13 protein-coding genes, 1 pseudogene and 2 riboswitches are annotated in these 15,403 nt (G+C 67.8%); of the genes and pseudogenes, 6 read left to right on the forward strand and 8 right to left on the reverse strand.

The window, feature by feature from the left end; translation table 11 throughout:
• On the forward strand, positions 1–218 hold a 218-nt coding region (locus AC3WRR_RS28550), incomplete at its 5' end, for a T6SS effector amidase Tae4 family protein (protein ID WP_492298731.1).
• A gap of 350 nt (positions 219–568) precedes the next feature.
• On the opposite strand, the gene AC3WRR_RS28555 is transcribed toward AC3WRR_RS28550, so the two are convergent.
• The gene (locus AC3WRR_RS28555; protein ID WP_010813248.1) at positions 569–1,837 is read right to left on the reverse strand and encodes a D-amino acid dehydrogenase; all 1,269 of its coding nucleotides are present in this window, start codon (positions 1,835–1,837) and stop codon (positions 569–571) included.
• Between the two features lie 56 nt (positions 1,838–1,893).
• Positions 1,894–2,012: riboswitch (glycine riboswitch) on the reverse strand.
• Positions 2,013–2,111, reverse strand: a riboswitch (glycine riboswitch). It abuts the riboswitch before it with no gap.
• A gap of 156 nt (positions 2,112–2,267) precedes the next feature.
• Here AC3WRR_RS28555 and AC3WRR_RS28560 point away from each other — a divergent pair.
• The 3 genes from AC3WRR_RS28560 to AC3WRR_RS28570 are packed head-to-tail and all read left to right on the forward strand — an operon-like array spanning position 2,268 to position 6,344.
• Entirely contained in the window at positions 2,268–4,595 is a 2,328-nt protein-coding gene (locus AC3WRR_RS28560) for a TonB-dependent receptor (protein ID WP_492298732.1), read from the forward strand.
• Positions 4,596–4,620: 25 nt separating this feature from the next.
• A complete protein-coding gene (locus AC3WRR_RS28565; RefSeq protein WP_037025598.1) occupies positions 4,621–5,844 on the forward strand; it encodes a sialidase family protein in 1,224 nt (407 codons plus the stop codon).
• A complete protein-coding gene (locus AC3WRR_RS28570; protein WP_011616648.1) occupies positions 5,841–6,344 on the forward strand; it encodes a TlpA family protein disulfide reductase in 504 nt (167 codons plus the stop codon). Before AC3WRR_RS28565 ends, AC3WRR_RS28570 begins: the two co-directional genes overlap by 4 nt.
• A gap of 25 nt (positions 6,345–6,369) precedes the next feature.
• On the opposite strand, the gene AC3WRR_RS28575 is transcribed toward AC3WRR_RS28570, so the two are convergent.
• The 3 genes from AC3WRR_RS28575 to AC3WRR_RS28585 all read right to left on the reverse strand — a co-directional run bounded on the left by AC3WRR_RS28575 (position 6,370) and on the right by AC3WRR_RS28585 (position 9,177).
• Entirely contained in the window at positions 6,370–7,359 is a 990-nt protein-coding gene (locus AC3WRR_RS28575; protein WP_011616649.1) for a Bug family tripartite tricarboxylate transporter substrate binding protein, read from the reverse strand.
• Positions 7,360–7,420: 61 nt separating this feature from the next.
• On the reverse strand, positions 7,421–8,401 hold the full coding sequence (locus tag AC3WRR_RS28580; RefSeq protein WP_010813243.1) for a tripartite tricarboxylate transporter substrate binding protein: 981 nt from the start codon (positions 8,399–8,401) through the stop codon (positions 7,421–7,423).
• A gap of 26 nt (positions 8,402–8,427) precedes the next feature.
• Positions 8,428–9,177 (reverse strand): GntR family transcriptional regulator, encoded by a 750-nt coding sequence (locus AC3WRR_RS28585; RefSeq protein WP_010813242.1) that lies wholly within the window; start codon positions 9,175–9,177, stop codon positions 8,428–8,430.
• Between the two features lie 119 nt (positions 9,178–9,296).
• Between AC3WRR_RS28585 and AC3WRR_RS28590 the strand changes: the two genes are divergently transcribed.
• Positions 9,297–10,151 carry an amidohydrolase family protein gene (locus tag AC3WRR_RS28590; RefSeq protein ID WP_058698513.1) on the forward strand — a complete coding sequence of 285 codons (855 nt, stop codon included), beginning with the start codon at positions 9,297–9,299 and terminating at the stop codon, positions 10,149–10,151.
• Between the two features lie 21 nt (positions 10,152–10,172).
• On the opposite strand, the gene AC3WRR_RS28595 is transcribed toward AC3WRR_RS28590, so the two are convergent.
• Positions 10,173–10,595 carry a LysR substrate-binding domain-containing protein gene (locus AC3WRR_RS28595; protein ID WP_492298735.1) on the reverse strand — a complete coding sequence of 141 codons (423 nt, stop codon included), beginning with the start codon at positions 10,593–10,595 and terminating at the stop codon, positions 10,173–10,175.
• Here AC3WRR_RS28595 and AC3WRR_RS28600 point away from each other — a divergent pair.
• A pseudogene (locus AC3WRR_RS28600) lies at positions 10,575–10,910 on the forward strand (zinc-binding dehydrogenase); the annotation flags it as partial. The gene AC3WRR_RS28595 and the pseudogene AC3WRR_RS28600 overlap by 21 nt on opposite strands.
• A 16-nt stretch (positions 10,911–10,926) precedes the next feature.
• Here the strand turns inward: AC3WRR_RS28600 and AC3WRR_RS28605 are convergent.
• The 3 genes from AC3WRR_RS28605 to AC3WRR_RS28615 are packed head-to-tail and all read right to left on the reverse strand — an operon-like array spanning position 10,927 to position 15,396.
• Positions 10,927–11,622, reverse strand: coding sequence for a DUF2894 domain-containing protein (locus tag AC3WRR_RS28605; RefSeq protein ID WP_011616653.1), 696 nt, complete (start codon positions 11,620–11,622; stop codon positions 10,927–10,929).
• Complete coding sequence (locus tag AC3WRR_RS28610) at positions 11,615–12,262, reverse strand: OmpA family protein (RefSeq protein ID WP_010813237.1); 648 nt, start codon at positions 12,260–12,262, stop codon at positions 11,615–11,617. Before AC3WRR_RS28610 ends, AC3WRR_RS28605 begins: the two co-directional genes overlap by 8 nt.
• Complete coding sequence (locus AC3WRR_RS28615) at positions 12,259–15,396, reverse strand: DUF802 domain-containing protein (protein WP_492298737.1); 3,138 nt, start codon at positions 15,394–15,396, stop codon at positions 12,259–12,261. The genes AC3WRR_RS28610 and AC3WRR_RS28615 overlap by 4 nt, the downstream gene beginning before the upstream one ends.
• Positions 15,397–15,403: the final 7 nt, after the last annotated feature.

Genomic DNA, 15,403 nt, shown 5'->3' on the forward strand with positions numbered 1-15,403 from the left:
AGGTAAAGGGGCGAACCGGAATAATAATGTTCGATGGCTATTGGACGCGTGACGGAGAGGTGGCAGGGAATGCTAGCGGAGGCCATATCGATTTATGGAATGGAGAAAAGCTCACAGGCTTTGGTACTGGTCTAAGAGTAAGTTTGAATATTGTGGTTCCGGGTATTTGGTCAGATTTTCGCAACTCGAAAACAATTCTTTTCTTCCCCGTAAAATGAAGATACTGAGAGCAGTCATCGGCGCTATGACTGGTGCTGTCCTGGCTACGCTTGCTGCTTGGGGCGGGTTATATCTCTTCGGCGTTGTAGTTTTGCGCGGGACAGGAAGTTTGTTCGACACGAATCAGCATGCAGCGAATCTGTTCTTTGTTGGCTGGTTCGTGTCTATGGTCGCAGCCTCATTAATTGGTGGATGGCTTGGGTATTCATCCGGGCGAAAATAGGGCACACATCCACTATTTTTCAAGCGTATACATGCGCCGCGCCATGCTTCCATCATGACGCGGCGCTGTTCGAGCACGGTGGCCCCTATCCCACAAATGGGAGAGGGGGAGAAAACACCCGCGAACTCAAGCCTTGGCCAATGCCATCGGCGCACCCGCCGCGACTGCCACCCTCGCGCCGAGATGCTGGTCGACAACCCCTGCCACCATATCCGCCGTCACCGCCGACAAAGTCCACCCCAGGTGCCCATGCCCGGTGTTGTAGAAGATGCATGCCGCACGCCCGCGCCCCACGCGCGGCAGCATATCCGGCATCATCGGCCGCAGCCCGGCCCAAGGCACCACGCTGCGCGTGCTGACGCCGGGGAAGCACTGCTGCACCCATTCCACCAGCGGGCGGATGCGGTCGGCGCGGATATCGCGGTTGTAGCCGTTGAACTCGGCGGTGCCGGCCACGCGGAAGCGGTCGTCGCCCAGGCGGCTGGTGACCAGCTTGGTTTCGTCGTCGAGCAGGCTGACCACCGGTGCGGCGGCGCGGCTGGCCTCATCGGTCAGGTTGACCGTGATTGAATAGCCCTTGACCGGATAGATGTTGACGCGGTCGCCCAGCCCCGCGGCCAGTGCGCGGCTGGCGGTGCCGGCGCAGATCACGGCGCCGTCGAAGGTGGAGGTGGCCGTGTCGGCGCCGTCCTGCACGGTCACGGTGGCGCGCCTGCCGTCGGTCTTCACCGCCCGCACGTCCTGGCCGTACAGGCAGCGCACGCCCAGCCGATCGATGGCTGCGGCCAGGCCGCTGGTGAACTTGTGGATGTCGCCGGTGGAATCGCTCTCGGTGAAGTAGCCGCCGTAGTACGAGCCGGCCAGCGTCGGCTCGATCGCGCGCATCTCCTCGGGCGTCACGGCGCGCCGTTCCAGCCCGCCCTGCGCCAGCAGTGCCGAGACCCGGCCGGCATGCTCGAAGCCGGTCTTGTCGCGGTAGATATGGAGGATGCCTTCCTTCTTCAGGTCGAAATCGATGCCTTCCTGCGCCGCCCAGGCGAACAGGTGCTCACGCGCCGCGATGGCCAGGCGCGCGGTCTCGATGGTGTTGCGGCGGTAGTGGGGGATCGCGGCGATGAACTCGGCGAACCAGGACAGCTTGTGCCAGCTGGGCCGGGGATTGACCAACAACGGGGCGTCGTTGCGCAGCATCCATTTCATGCCCTTGACGAGGGTCGACCAGTGGGTCCAGACCTCGGCGTTGGAGGCCGACAACTGGCCGCCGTTGGCGAACGAGGTCTCCATGGCGGCATAGCGGTGCCGTTCGAACAGCGTGACGGAGAATCCGCGCCGGGCCAGCGCGTAGGCCGTGGTGACACCCGTGATGCCACCGCCGATGACAGCGATTGATTTCATGATCTGCAGGTTCCAGGAACGTCGATGGTGGGAGCCCGGACGCAATATGCGTGGCGGACGCCCCCTCTGTTCTGGACCTGAGAGATTCACGCCACCCGGCCGCGAGGGCGGGGCGCGCTTGCTCCTTCGGTATGCCGGCGGACGATAGCGTCCGGCATTCTTCAGAGTGCACTGACTGGTGATGCCGGTCCTTTTGCCTGAGAGTTTCCGGGGCGGTTGCTCCTTCGGCGCTGTCCGCGGCGGGCGCCGCGACAGTCTCTCCCTGCATCACATTGGCTTGACGCCAATCCGGGCAATGTAGTGACAAGGCTCGACGTTGGATATGCGGGTTAACGCTTAGGCAGCCTGCCGCCCGCGTCGCTATGTCGCATCGGCCTGCGCGCCCGTGCCCCATAAAATGTCAGCGCTCGCTCTCGGGGAGAGGCGCCGTATGCTGCGCTCAGGTGGAGTGAGTCGAAAAAGACGACAACAAGGTTTTCCAGTGAAGAAGAATCGCATTGCACTGGCCGTTTCGGCGGTGCTGATGGGCCCCGCCGTCGCCGCCGCCCAGGTGGTGGACGCGCCCGAGCCGCTGCAGGAGGTGGTGGTCTCGGCCAAGTCGGAGCGCGCCGAGACGCCGGCCATACCGCCCAACACGCCCTCGCCGGCCTACGGCATCAGCCGCCGCCGCATGGCCGACTTCAATGTGGTGAACACGGAAGACGCCCTCAAGTACGCGCCCAACCTCGCCGTACGCAAGCGCTTCATCGGCGATATGAATTCGATCATCTCGGTGCGCAGCACCAGTTCGCGCCAGTCGGCGCGGGGGCTGGTCTATGCGGACGGCCTGCTGCTGTCCAACCTGCTGGGATCGGACTTCAGCTTCCCGCCGCGCTGGTCGCTGGTCAACAGCGCCGAGATCGAGCGCATGGATGTGCTGTACGGCCCGTATTCGGCGCTGTATCCCGGCAACTCGCTGGGCGCGACGGTGCTGATCACCACGCGCACGCCGGAGAAGTTCGAGGGCGATGCCAGCGTGCAGCTGTTCACGCAGCGCTTCAGCCTGTATGGCACGCACGACAACTTCAACGGGGTCCACGCCAACGCCTATGTGGGCGACCGCGTCGGCCAGTTCTCGTGGCTGGTCAGCGTGGACCGGCAGGACAGCAAGAGCCAGCCGCTGAGTTTCTATACCGCGGCGCGCTCCACGGCCCGTGCCACTTCCGCCGACAAGCCGGTCACCGGCGCGCACTTCGACCAGGACCAGACCGGCCGCGAGCGCGTGGTGATGGGCGTGAACAGCGAGGGCGTCACGCATACCGTGCAGGACCAGCTCAGGCTCAAGCTCGGCTACGACATCACCAATACCCTGCAGGCGCAGTTCACCGCGGCCTACTGGCAGCAGGACCGCTCCAGTGCCACCGGCAGCTACCTGCGCGATGCCGATGGCAATGTTGTGTCGAGCGGTCCCGTGAATATCGGCGGTTATCGCTATGTGATTCCCGCCAACGCCTTCGCCCCGAGCAATGGCGAGGACGCGCGCTGGCTCTATGGCCTGTCGCTGCGTACGCGCAACGAGACCGGCTGGAATTTCTCGGGCGTGGCGTCGCTGTTCGATGTCAGCAAGGACATCAGCCGCAGCGCCAACACCGTCGGCAGCGGGCCGGGCACGGTGACCTATGGCGACGGCACCGGCTGGCGCACGCTCGACCTGAAGGCCGACTACCGGCCGCGGCAGCTGCAGGGCGGGCACTGGGTCACGTTCGGCTACCACTATGACAATTACCGGCTGAGCAACACCACCTACAACACCTCGGACTGGCAGGCGGCCACCATCAGCGCCTTCAACAACGCCTTTGCCGGCAAGACCGAGACCCAGGCGCTGTATGCGCAAGACGCCTGGTACTTTGCCGAGGACTGGAAGCTGATCCCCGGCGTGCGCTACGAACACTGGCGCGCCTATGACGGCAGCCGCAGCCAGCCCGGCGTGGATATCGGCTACCCGGTGCGCAGCGAATCCAACTGGTCGCCCAAGCTGGCGCTGGAGAAGGCATTCGGGCAGGACTGGCTGGGCCGGTTGTCGCTGGGCCAGGCCTATCGCTATCCGACTGTCAGCGAGCTGTTCCAGGGCCGCATCACCGGGACCGCGTTGATCAACAACGATCCCAACCTGCAGCCCGAGCGGTCGTTCTCGAAGGACCTGACCTTCGAGCGCACGCTGGATTCGTCATACTTCCGGGTCTCGGTGTATGAGGACGATATCCGCGATGCCCTGGTCAGCCAGACCAACACCACGGTATTCCCGACTGTCACCAGCTTTCAGAACGTCGACCGCGTGCGCACCCGCGGCATCGAGCTGGCCTATGACGCGCGCGATGTGTTCGTCAGCGGCTTCGACCTGTCGGCCAGCGGGGCCTACAACCATTCGAAGACGCTTGAGAACGCCAACAACCCGGCCTCGGTGGGCAAGTACTTCTACCGCATCCCCAGGTGGCGGGCCAACCTGATGGGCACCTATCGCATCACGCCGGCCTGGGCCGGCACGCTGGCCATGACCTATTCGGGGCGGCAGTACAATACGCTCGACAATTCCGACGTCAACCCCGACACCTTCGGCGGCACCAGCAGCTTCCTGACCTTTGACGTCAAGCTGACGTACCGGCCCGCGAAGAACGTGCGCCTCGGGCTTGGCATCGACAACCTTACCGACCAGCGCTACTACGTCTATCACCCGTATCCGGGCCGGACGTTCTACGCCGAGGCGAAACTCTCCTTCTGAGCACGTGAACAGGCTGACCACAACCATGCAAGGCGTTCGCCCCGGTTTCCGCTTGATCGTTGCCGGGCTGATGATGGCCGGTGCCGCGCTGGCCGCGACCGCGCAAACGCACGGCGATCACAGCGGCCACGGCGCGCAGGCCAAGGCCGCGAAGATGAGCGAGCTGGGCACCGGCGCCGCGTTCGATCGAAACGGCAAGCTATGGGTCGCCTACAAGGACGGCCCTTACGTCGCGGTACGTGCATCGACCGACTACGGCCGCAGCTTCGGGCCGGCGCAGCATGTCAACAGCGTGCCGGAGCAGGTCGCCGCCGATCACGAAAGCCGGCCCAAGGTCGCCACCGGGCGCGACGGCGATATCTTCGTCACCTGGACCCAGCCGCTGCCCAAGCCGTGGACCGGCTTTATCCGCTTTGCGCGTTCCACCGATGGCGGCAAGTCCTTCGCCGAACCGCTGACGGTGCATGCCAACCGCGACCAGATCGCCCACCGCTTCGACGCCATCGCGGTGGACAATGCCGGGCGCGTCTTCGTCAGCTGGATCGACAAGCGCGACGTGGTTGCCGCCGAGGCGCGCAAGCAGCCGTACGCCGGCGCCGCGGTCTACTACGCGGTCTCGGCCGATCACGGCAAGACCTTCCAGGGCGACTACAAGGTCGCCGACCAGTCGTGCGAATGCTGCCGCATCGCGCTGTCGCCCACGCCCGACGGCAAGATGCTGGCGCTGTGGCGCCATGTATTCCCGCCCAACGCGCGCGACCACGCGCTGGCGCTGCTGGGCACCGACGGCAAGGCCACGCCGGTGCAGCGCGCCACCTTCGACGACTGGCGCATCGATGCCTGTCCGCACCACGGCCCCGGCGCTTCGGTGGCGCCCGATGGCACGGTGCACATGATCTGGTTCAACGTGCGCGAAGGCAAGCCCACGGTCTCGGTGGGGCGCTGGAAGGACGGCAAGCTGCAGGCACAGCGCCCGCTGGATGATCCGCGTGCGCAGCATGCCGACATCGTCGCGCTGAACGACAACGAGATCGCGGTGGCCTGGAAATCGTTCGACGGCCGGCAGACACGGCTGTCCGCCATGCTGTCGCACGATGGCGGCAAGACCTGGCAGACGCGCAAGCTGGCCGGCACGGAGCGCGACTCGGACCAGCCGCACCTGCTGCAGCACGCCGGCCGCGCCTACGTGCTGTGGCGTACCGAGGCCGAGGGCTTCCAGGTGTTCCCGCTGGGCAAGGAGGGCGCATGATGCCATCCCGCCGCAAGCTGCTCGCCGCTGCAGTCCTGACCCTGGCGATGACTGCCGCCAATGCCGGCAGTCAACCGGCCGAGCGCGTTGCCGTGTTCGCATCGGCCAGCGCCGCCCAGCTCGCAGCCAGCCAGCAGGGCAAGCCCTTTGTGCTGGTGGTGTGGTCGCTCGACTGCGTCTATTGCAAGCGCAACTTCGACACCATCGGCAAGCTGCGCGCGCAGCATCCAAACCTGCGCGTCGTCACGCTGGCGACGGACAACCCCGACGCGCTGCCACAGGTGCAGCAACTGCTCCAGCGCGTCAGGCTCACGCGCAACGCGTGGGTGTTCGGGCACGAGCCGCAGGAGCGGCTGCGCTATGCGGTCGATCCGGACTGGATGGGCGAGATGCCGCGCACCTACTTCTATCGCGCCGATGGCCAGCGGCAGGGCGTGTCCGGCGTGATCAGCGACGCCGACTGGGACAAGCACCTGCGCTGGGCTGGCATCGCCGGCTGAGGCTGTGCCGGGAGCGGCTGTCCGCTCAATCCGGCTTGATCCCGGCGCGCGCAATGATGGGCTTCCAGCGCTGCTGCTCCTGCGCGATAAAGCGCGAGAACTCCGCCGGCGTGCCGCCCACGACAATCGCCGCATCCGCGCTCAGGCGCTCGACCGAGGTCGGGCTTTTCACGGCTTTTGCGGTGACGTCCGCCAGCTTGTCGGCGGCCGCCTGCGGCAGCGATGCCGGCGCCAGCAGTCCGTACCACTGCGTCATTTCGAAGCCGGGATAGCCCTGTTCCGCGACCGTAGGCACGTCAGGCAGCTGGGCAATGCGCTGGGTCGTGCCGGTGGCGATGCAGCGCACCTTGCCGGCCTTGATGAACTGGATGATCGCCGGCGCGCCGACCGCGGCCGCGTCCAGCCTTCCGGACAGCAGGTCAGTGATCTGCGGGCCGCTGCCGCGATACGGCACATGGGTGATGAAGGTGCCGCTCGCGGCTTTCAGGTATTCAAAGGCCAGGTGGCCGGCGCTGCCGTTGCCGGCCGAACCGTAGTTCAGCTTGCCAGGCTTGCTCTTGGCCAGCGCCACGAACTCCTTCAGGTTCTTCGCGGGCACGTCGGGGTGGACCACGTACAGGCTCGGCACCTTGGACAGCAGCGAGATCGCGCGGAAGTCCTTGACGGGGTCGTAGGGCAGCTTCGGGAAGATAAACGGATTGACCGCCAGCGTGCCGATATGGCCGAGGATCAGCGTGTGGTTGTCATCGGCGCGCGCGACTTCGGCCATCGCGATATTGCCGGCCGCGCCGGGCTTGTTCTCGACGAAGACTGACACGCCTAGCAGCTTGGTCAGCTCCGCCGCGGTGGAGCGCGCCACGATCTCCGAGCTGCCGCCCGGCGCGAACGGCACCACCAGCCGGATCGGCTTGGCCGGCCAGGCCTGTGCGCGGGCCAGTGTTGGTGCCAGCGCGCACGCGCCCAGCGCGGCGGTGGTCTTGAGCAGATGGCGGCGAAGGGGATTTATCGGGGTCATGTATTTCTCCTCAAAGTTCTGTAGCTGGGCCGTGGTGGGGCAGAGTCGGTGCCAATTGGTGCTATTCGGGCTTGATGTTGCCGTCCCGGATGACCTTGGCCCATAGCCGGGCCTGCCCGTCGATGAATTGCCGTGCCTGTGCTGGCGGCGCAGCCACGACCTCGCCGCCCAGCTCGGCCACGCGTTGCCGGATCTCGGGGCTGGTCATGACTTTCCGCAGGGCGTCGGCGAGCTTCGCTGCGATCGGGTCCGGCGTTGCGGCGGGCAGGAAGGCCGCGTTCCATTCATAGACCTCGTAGCTCGCCACGCCGGCTTCCTGCATGGTGGGCACTGACGGCAATGCCTGGGTGCGGGCATGGCTGGTCACCGCCAGCGGCTTCAGCTTGCCGGCCTTGATGTGCTGCAGGCTCGAAGCGACGTTGGCAAAGAACAGCGGCACCTGGCCGGCGATGACATCGGTCATGGCGGGGCCGCCGCCCTTGTAGGGCACATGCAGTAGATCGACCCCCGCGCGCTGCTCGAACAGCACGCCGGCCAGATGCTGCGCCGAGCCATTGCCCGAGGACGCAAAGGCGACCGAGCCTGGCTTTTGCCTGGCCATGGCCAGGACGTCGCTGACCTTGCTGGCGGGGAAGCCCGCCGTGGCCACCAGCACGTTGGGATAGCGCGCCAGCACGCCGACCGGCCGGAAGGCCTTGTCCGGATCGTAGGGCAGGCGCGGATAGAGGCTGGGATTCACCGCATAAGAGGAGGCATCGACCATCATCGTGTAGCCGTCCGGTGCCGCCTTGGCGACATAGGCGGCACCGATCTGCCCGCCGGCACCCGGGCGGTTCTCGACGACGACGGTCTGGCCCAGCTCGCGCCCGAGGCCCGGCGCGATCAGCCGTGCCATCAGGTCCGCGCCGCCGCCCGGCGGATATGTCACCACGATCGTGATGGGCCGTGCCGGCCAAGCCGCGGCGGTGTCGGCGGCCTGCGCCAGCGTGGTGGTGGCGATCATGGCAGCGACCGTGGCGGCGATCGCGTGGCGTGCGTGCATGGGTCTGTCTCCTCGGGTGCGGTCCGTCAGCGGACGTCCGCGGTATAGCGAAAGGCAAAGGCGTCGCCCCGCGTCAGCCGGTATTCGATGCAGTTGCCGCCCAGGTCGAAGGCATGCCGGGTCACGACCGCGCACGGATGCGCATCCGGCAGGTCCAGCAAGGCCGCCTCGTCTGCTGCCAGCGTGCGGAAGGTCACTTCGTCAACGGCGCGATGGACCGTGATGCCGCAGGCGCTGCCCAGCAGCGGGTAGAGCAGGTCGCCCCATTGCGCCGGCGGGAGTTGCTGCAGGGCTTCGCAGCGCGGCAGCGGCAGCCAGATCGATTCCAGCAGCCGGGGCGTGTCCTCCAGCCAGCGGCGGCGCGAGATCGCCAGCCCGCGCGCGCCGGTCGGCAGCCCGAAGCGGGTTGCCATGGCCTTGTCCAGGCGCACGGCGCGGCACGACAGGATTTCCGAGCGCGGCACCGCCGGCGCGCCATCGACGCCGCCGAAGCGGAAAAACCGCATCAGGCTGGCCCCGCTCAGTCCCTTGCGCACAAAGGTGCCCTTGCCCTGCACGCGCTCCAGCAGGCCCTGCTGGACCAGCACGGCGATGGCCTGCCGGATGGTGCCCAGCGCAATGCCGAACTCCCTGGCCAGCGCGCCTTCCGCAGGGATGGCGCTGCCGGGCGTCCACGCGCCCGAAACAATATTTGCCTGCAGTTCCGCCGCGATCTGGCCGTAGCGGCTCAGGCCAGCGGCGGTGGTTGTAGTCTGGAGCAGCGCGTTGTCTGGCATGCCGAACCCGTGCTAAATTGATGTCGATGTCATCTAGAGGACTAGAATACTGACGCGGATACGGATGCCATATCCGGATATACCCGCGCCACTGAGCCGCGCCACGGAGGGGCTGACTGATGAGCAAGCGCGCTTTGCCGCTGGTGGATACCCACTTCCACGTCTTCGATGCCGGAGCGGCCGCGCCATCGGCCCGCTACCGGCCGCCCTATGCCGCTGACCTGAAGGACTGGCACGCCCGGCTTGCCGGATTGGGGGACATGTATGGGGTGGTGGTGCAGACCAGTTTTCTCGGCACCGACAATGCGGCGCTGCTGGCCGCGCTGCAGGCCATGCCCGGGCGCTTGCGCGGCGTCGCGGTGGTCGGCCCTGAGGTAACGGATGCGGAACTGGCTACGTTGCACGCGGCCGGCGTGCGGGGCATCCGCCTGAACCTGTACGGCGATCCGGACTGGCAGCGCATCGCCACCGTGCCGTGGCGCGGGCTGTTCTCCAGGATCGCCGGGCTCGGCTGGCATGTCGAGCTCCATACCCGCAACGGCGATGGCGCCATGGTGCTGGCGCAGCTTGACGCGGCCCTTGGCGATACCGGCGCGCCGGTCGTGCTTGACCACTTTGGCCGGCCCGGTCCCGCAGGAACCGCGGACGCGATCTTCGACGTGGCCTCTGCCGTGCGCGCGCGCCGCCAGGTCTGGGTGAAGATCAGCGCGCCGTACCGGCTTGCATCCCCTCAGGACTGGCACGGGCTTGCGCAGAGATGGCGCGAAGTCGTGGGCGATGACCGCTTGCTGTGGGGCAGCGACTGGCCATGGACCAACCACGAGGCGCCGGCTCGGGTCGACGAGTGCCGGATGCTTGCCGCATGGCCGGGACAAGGGGCGCCCGGTGACAGCGAGGAGGCCGGCGCGGCCTTGTCCGCTGCGCTCCGGTGGCGGAACGCGGCAGCGTTGTACGGGTTTGCGGTGAAGGGGTAGCGGGCGGCTTGCACGCCGGCGTCAATCCAGCGCCAGCACCCCGGGAATCGCCTCCACCAGCAAATCGATCGTCACACTCAGCTTGTGCGGCAGGAAACGGGTGCGCGGCCACACCAGGTGCAGCGGGGTCCGGATCACCGAGGCTTGCGGCAGCACGCGCACCAGCGTGCCCTGGCCCAGCGGTTCCCGCACCAGCCACAAGGGGACATTGACCAGGCCCGCGCCTCGTATGGCTGCCGCGGCGATGGTGTCGATATCGTCAAAGCCGAGATGGTGAGCCAGCTCAGGCCGCGCGATATTGCCGTCGGGCCCGGCCAGTGACCAGGGCACGGACTGGCCGCCATGCATGTAGACGAGGCAGCGGTGCGAGGCCAGGTCGGCAATGCTGGCCGGCGTGCCATGCTTGCGCAGGTAGCCGGGCGCGGAGGCCGCGGTGCCGACCATGTGCTGGAACTGGCTGGCGGAGACAACTTCGGCCGGTCGCTTGCCGCGCTGGCGCAGGGCGGCCGGATCTCGGTGATCGGCAACCTTCAGGGGGATGAGCTGCGCGCCAGCGTCTATCCGGTGCTGCATGGCCGCGTGACCGTGCAGGGGATCGGCGTGTCGCACCGGCGCGCGCTGCAGGACCTGGTGCGTGCCGTGGACTGGTTGGGGCTGCGCCCGGTGATCGAGAGCGAGTACGGGTTCGGGGACTTGCCCGCGGCGCTCGACCACCTGGAACGCGGGGCCTTCGGCAAGGTGGTGGTGCGGCTGCGCTGAGGCGCGGGCCGGACTGCTATTTGCGAGCCTTGCCGCGCACGCTCTTCTTGGCCGCGGCGGCGCGCGCCGCTTCTTTTTCGGCCGCTGCCGCCGCGCCCAACTGCTCCAGCCAGGACATGCCCTCGACATAGGACAGGAAATGCCGCAGGTATTCCGGCGACGTCTCGCGCATCAGGGACAGCGAACGATGCACGAGATGGTCGGTATTGAGCGGCCCGGCATTCTCCGGCACGCGTTCCAGCGACAGGCGGAAGTGCTGCTCGACGCTGACCCTGGCCCAGGTCTCGCGGAAGTAGTCGGCCAGGGCGTCGACCAGCGGCGCGTCGGACTGGGGTGCGGTTGCCGGCACCGGCGTGGGCGATCGTGCATCGTTCGAGGCGATCGCGATGGCGGGCCTGGCGCGTGCGGTGATGTCGTGCACGAGTGCGCCAAGCGCGCTGGCTGTCGGGCCGGCTGTTGGCGCGGACGGCGCGGCACCATCGGCACCATCGCTATCCTGGCCTGTGTGCCGCTGCACGATGGCTGCATACGCGGCGGCCAGGCCACGCAGGCGCTCATCCAGCAAGCCCCGCACCGCGCCACTGTGTGCGGCGGCGCGGCGGGCCAGTGCTTCCATCAGGCGGAAGCGCACGGGATCGGCCTGATCGGCGCCGCTGGCCTGCCAGGCGTCCAGTTGCGCGCGGATATCGGTTGCCACGTCGAGGCTAGCCATGCGGCTTCACGGTGCCCGCGGTCACACGCGGCACCGGCGAGATCTCGACGCGCCGGTTCTTCGCGCGGCCCTCGGCATCGGCATTCGGTGTCACCGGCTGCTGCGAACCGAAGGCGGCCGAGAACACCGAGGTGGGCGGGATGCCGGCATCGATCAGGGTGCGGGTCACGGTCAGCGCGCGCTGCGCCGACAGCTCCCAGTTGTCGGCAAAGCGGCGGTTGCCTTCGCGCACCTGCTGGTCGTCGGTAAAGCCGCTCACCATCAGGATCTCGTCGCGGCTGCGCAGGTAGGCCGACAACGGCTGCGCCAGGCTCTTCAGCAGATCGCGGCCTTCAGGTTGCAGCTGGTCTGAGTTGAGCGCAAACAGCACGTTGCCGCTGATGCCGATGCGGCCGTTCACCAGCGTCACGCGGCCGGCCGCCAGCGGCGCCGCCAGCGCCTTTTCCAGCGTCTCGCGGCGCTGTGCTTCCTCCTGCCGCTGCTTCACCTCGGCTTCCAGCCTGGCCGACAGTTCCATCTGCACGCCGATGACCCCCAGCAGGACGAGCACGAACGCGCCCAGCAGCACCGACATCAGGTCGCCGAAGACGGCCCAGGCCGGTACGGTCGGCTCGACGCCGGCGTCAAGGTCCTCTCTCATGCCGCCTCTGCGCTGGGCGCTTGCTGGCCGGCGCGCTGCTGCAGGTCCTCAAGGATCTGCTTTTGCGACAGCATGCTCAGGTCGACGACTTCGCGCGCCTGCGCCACGTAGTAGGCCAGTTGCTCGTCGCTGCGCGTCATCGACTTGTCCAGCGCGGCCTCGATGCGCTGCAGGTGGTCGATCAGCTTGCCGTTGGATTCGCTGAACAGCTGCACCGCCACGCCGAAGGCCTCGCCCAGGCTCGCGACTTCGACCGCGCTGCCGGTGACCTGCGCGGCGATGTCGGTGAGCTTGCCGGTTTCGGCTTCGACCTTGTCGGTAAAGCGCGTGCCGACGCGGTCCAGCAGGTCCGCCGTGGTGGCGACCAGGGTGTCGACCGCGCTGCGCTGCTCAGTGGAGGCGCGGCTCACGGCATCGAGCAGCGTGCCCAGCGTTTCCAGCATGCGGCTGCGCTCTTCCAGCATGGCGTTGTCGCGCGCCATGCCGTCGGTGAGCTTCTCGCGCAGTTCTGCGATGACCTCCGCGGCGGCCTTGGGCGCTTCGGATGCGGCCTGCATCAGGTGGGCGACTTCGGCGATGGTGCCGGTGGCCTGGGCCTGCGCCTGGGCTGCCATGTCGCGCGCGGTGACGGCCAGCGTCTCGCAGATTTCCTGCTGGCGGCTGACGGTGTGCGCGCTGGCCTGTTCCCATTCCTGGCGCAGCGATGCGGCCATGGTGCCGAGCGTGTCAGTCCAGGCGGCCATGCGTTGCGCGTCCTGCGATGCCAGTTCCGCCTGCAATGTGGTGGCGGCCTTGGGTGCCTCGGCCGCGGCTTGCACCAGGCGGTCGATTTCGGCGAGTGTGGTGCTGGCATGCGCCTGCGTCTCGGTCGAGATCGCGCGCGCGGTCTGCGCCAGCGCCTCGCAGATCTCCTGCTGGCGCGTGGCGGCGTGCGTGCTGGCCTGTTCCCACTGCTGGCGCAGCGTGGCGGCGATGGTGCCGAGCGTATCGGTCCAGCCGGCAAAGCGCTGCTCATCGCGCGCAGCCAGCTCGGCCTGAAGCGCAACGGCCGCCTTTGGGGCATCCGTTGCGGCCTGCACCAGACGGTCGATCTCAGCGAGGGTGCGGCTGGCATGCGCCTGGGTCTGGGCCGAGATGTCGCGCACGCTCTGCGCCAGCGTCGTGCTGATCTCGTCCTGGCGGCTTACCGTGTGCGCGTTCAGCTGTTCCCACTCCTGGCGCAACGCGGCTGTCATGGTGCCGAGCGTATCGGTCCAGGCGGCGAAGCGCTGTGCATCGCGCGCAGCCAGTTCCGCCTGCAGCGCGACGGCCGCCTTCGGCGCGTCCGACGCGGCTTGCACCAGGCGGTCGATTTCCGCGAGGGTCTGGCTGGCATGCGCCTGGGTCTGGGCCGAGATGTCGCGCACGCTCTGCGCCAGCGTTGTACTGATCTCGTCCTGGCGGCTTACCGTGTGGGTGTTCAGTTGCTCCCACTCCTGGCGCAGCGCTGCGGTCATGCTGTCGAGCGTATCGGCCCAGGTGGCAAAGCGCTGTTCGTCGCGCGAGGCCAGTTCCGCCTGCAGCGCAACGGCCGCCTTCGGGGCGTCCGAAGCGGCTTGCACAAGGCGGTCGATTTCCGCGAGGGTCTGGCTGGCATGCGCCTGGGTCTGGGCCGAGATGTCGCGCACGCTTTGCGCCAGCGTAGTGCTGATCTCGTCCTGGCGGCTTACCGTATGCGCGTTCAGCTGTTCCCACTCCTGGCGCAGGGCAGTCGTCATGGTGCCGAGCGTATCGGTCCAGGCCGACAGGCGCTGCGCGTCGTGCGCGGCCAGCTGCGTCTGCAGCCCGGCATGCGACTCGCCCACGGTGCGCACCAGTGTCGCCGCATGCTCGCCGAACGCGGCTGCGGCGGCCGTCAGGGCCTGCCGGTTGTCGCCGGCGAGCTTCTCGCCGGTGCGCTCCTGGCGCGCCAGCGCCTCGCGCCATGCGTCGGCAGCGCTGGCGGCTGCCGTGTCGAGCCGGGTGGCGACATTGTCCAGCAGCCCGGCCGAGCGTTGTTCAAAGGTCTGGGCAAAGCCGTCGAGGGATGTGCGCAGGTCCGCTGCCAGTGCCTCGCTCGCGCGTTGATGCCCGGCCAGCGCCTGGTTCCAGGTATCCGCAACGCCCGCGGTGGCGCTCTCGAAGCGGCTCGATACCCCATCCAGGTGCTGTTGCACGGCTTGGGTCACGTTGTCGCGCAAGGCCGAGGTTTCGCGTGCCAGGCCCGCCATGGTCGCGTCCACCGCGGGCTGGATCGCTGCGCTTGCGGCACGGGCGCTGTCGGCGATGCTGTCCTTCAGCGATTGCTCGACCGAAGACGCCAGGCGCGTGTAGACCACTTCGGTCTTGCCGTGGAAGGCGTCCTGGCTGGCGGCCAGGCGCTCGGTCAGGGCCTCGTTCTGTTCGGCCATCGTGGTCATCATGGCCTGCATGCGCTCGACCAGTGCCGGCATCACGTCGGCCTGGCGCTGCAGCAGCCGGACCGCTTCATCACGCTGGTGGCCGCGCGAGTAGGGACGCAGCGTGGTGGCGATGCGGGCATCCAGCGCCTGCGCGGCCTGGATCCGCTCGCGCCGGCACAATGCCGACAACAGCCCCAGCATCGCGGACGTGGCCACGCCCGCGACCGAGGTGCCGAACGCAAAGCCCAGGCCCTTGACCGGTGCGGCCAGCGAGGCGCGGATGGCCTGCAGGTCGGTGGCGGTCTCCAGCGCGATGCCGGTGCCGCGCAGGGTCGCCACCATGCCCAGGAACGTGCCCAGCATGCCCAGCAGCACCAGCAGGCCGACCAGGTAGGGTGTCAGCGCGGGGCCGGGCAGGCCGACGCGCTCGCCTTCCACGCGCAGGCGGGCGCTGTCGCGCAGGCTGGGATGCAGCCGTTCCAGCCAGTTGCCAAGGCTGGCCGGCGCTTCGGACAATCCGGCGACGGCCTGCGCCAGCGTGGCGGTGGCCTGGCGGTAGCGGTACAGCTCCAACGCCCCCGCCAGGTAGCAGCCGCCGATCAGCAGCGTCACGGCCAGCGCCAGGAAGTTCGTGCCTGCATAGCCGGCGGCGATCCAGCACACGATGGCCAGGCCCGCCAGGAAAGCGACAATATGGGTAAGGTATCGGGTCATGATGTTC

This window comes from Cupriavidus sp. FW305-3-2-15-C-LB2 (assembly GCF_058787575.1).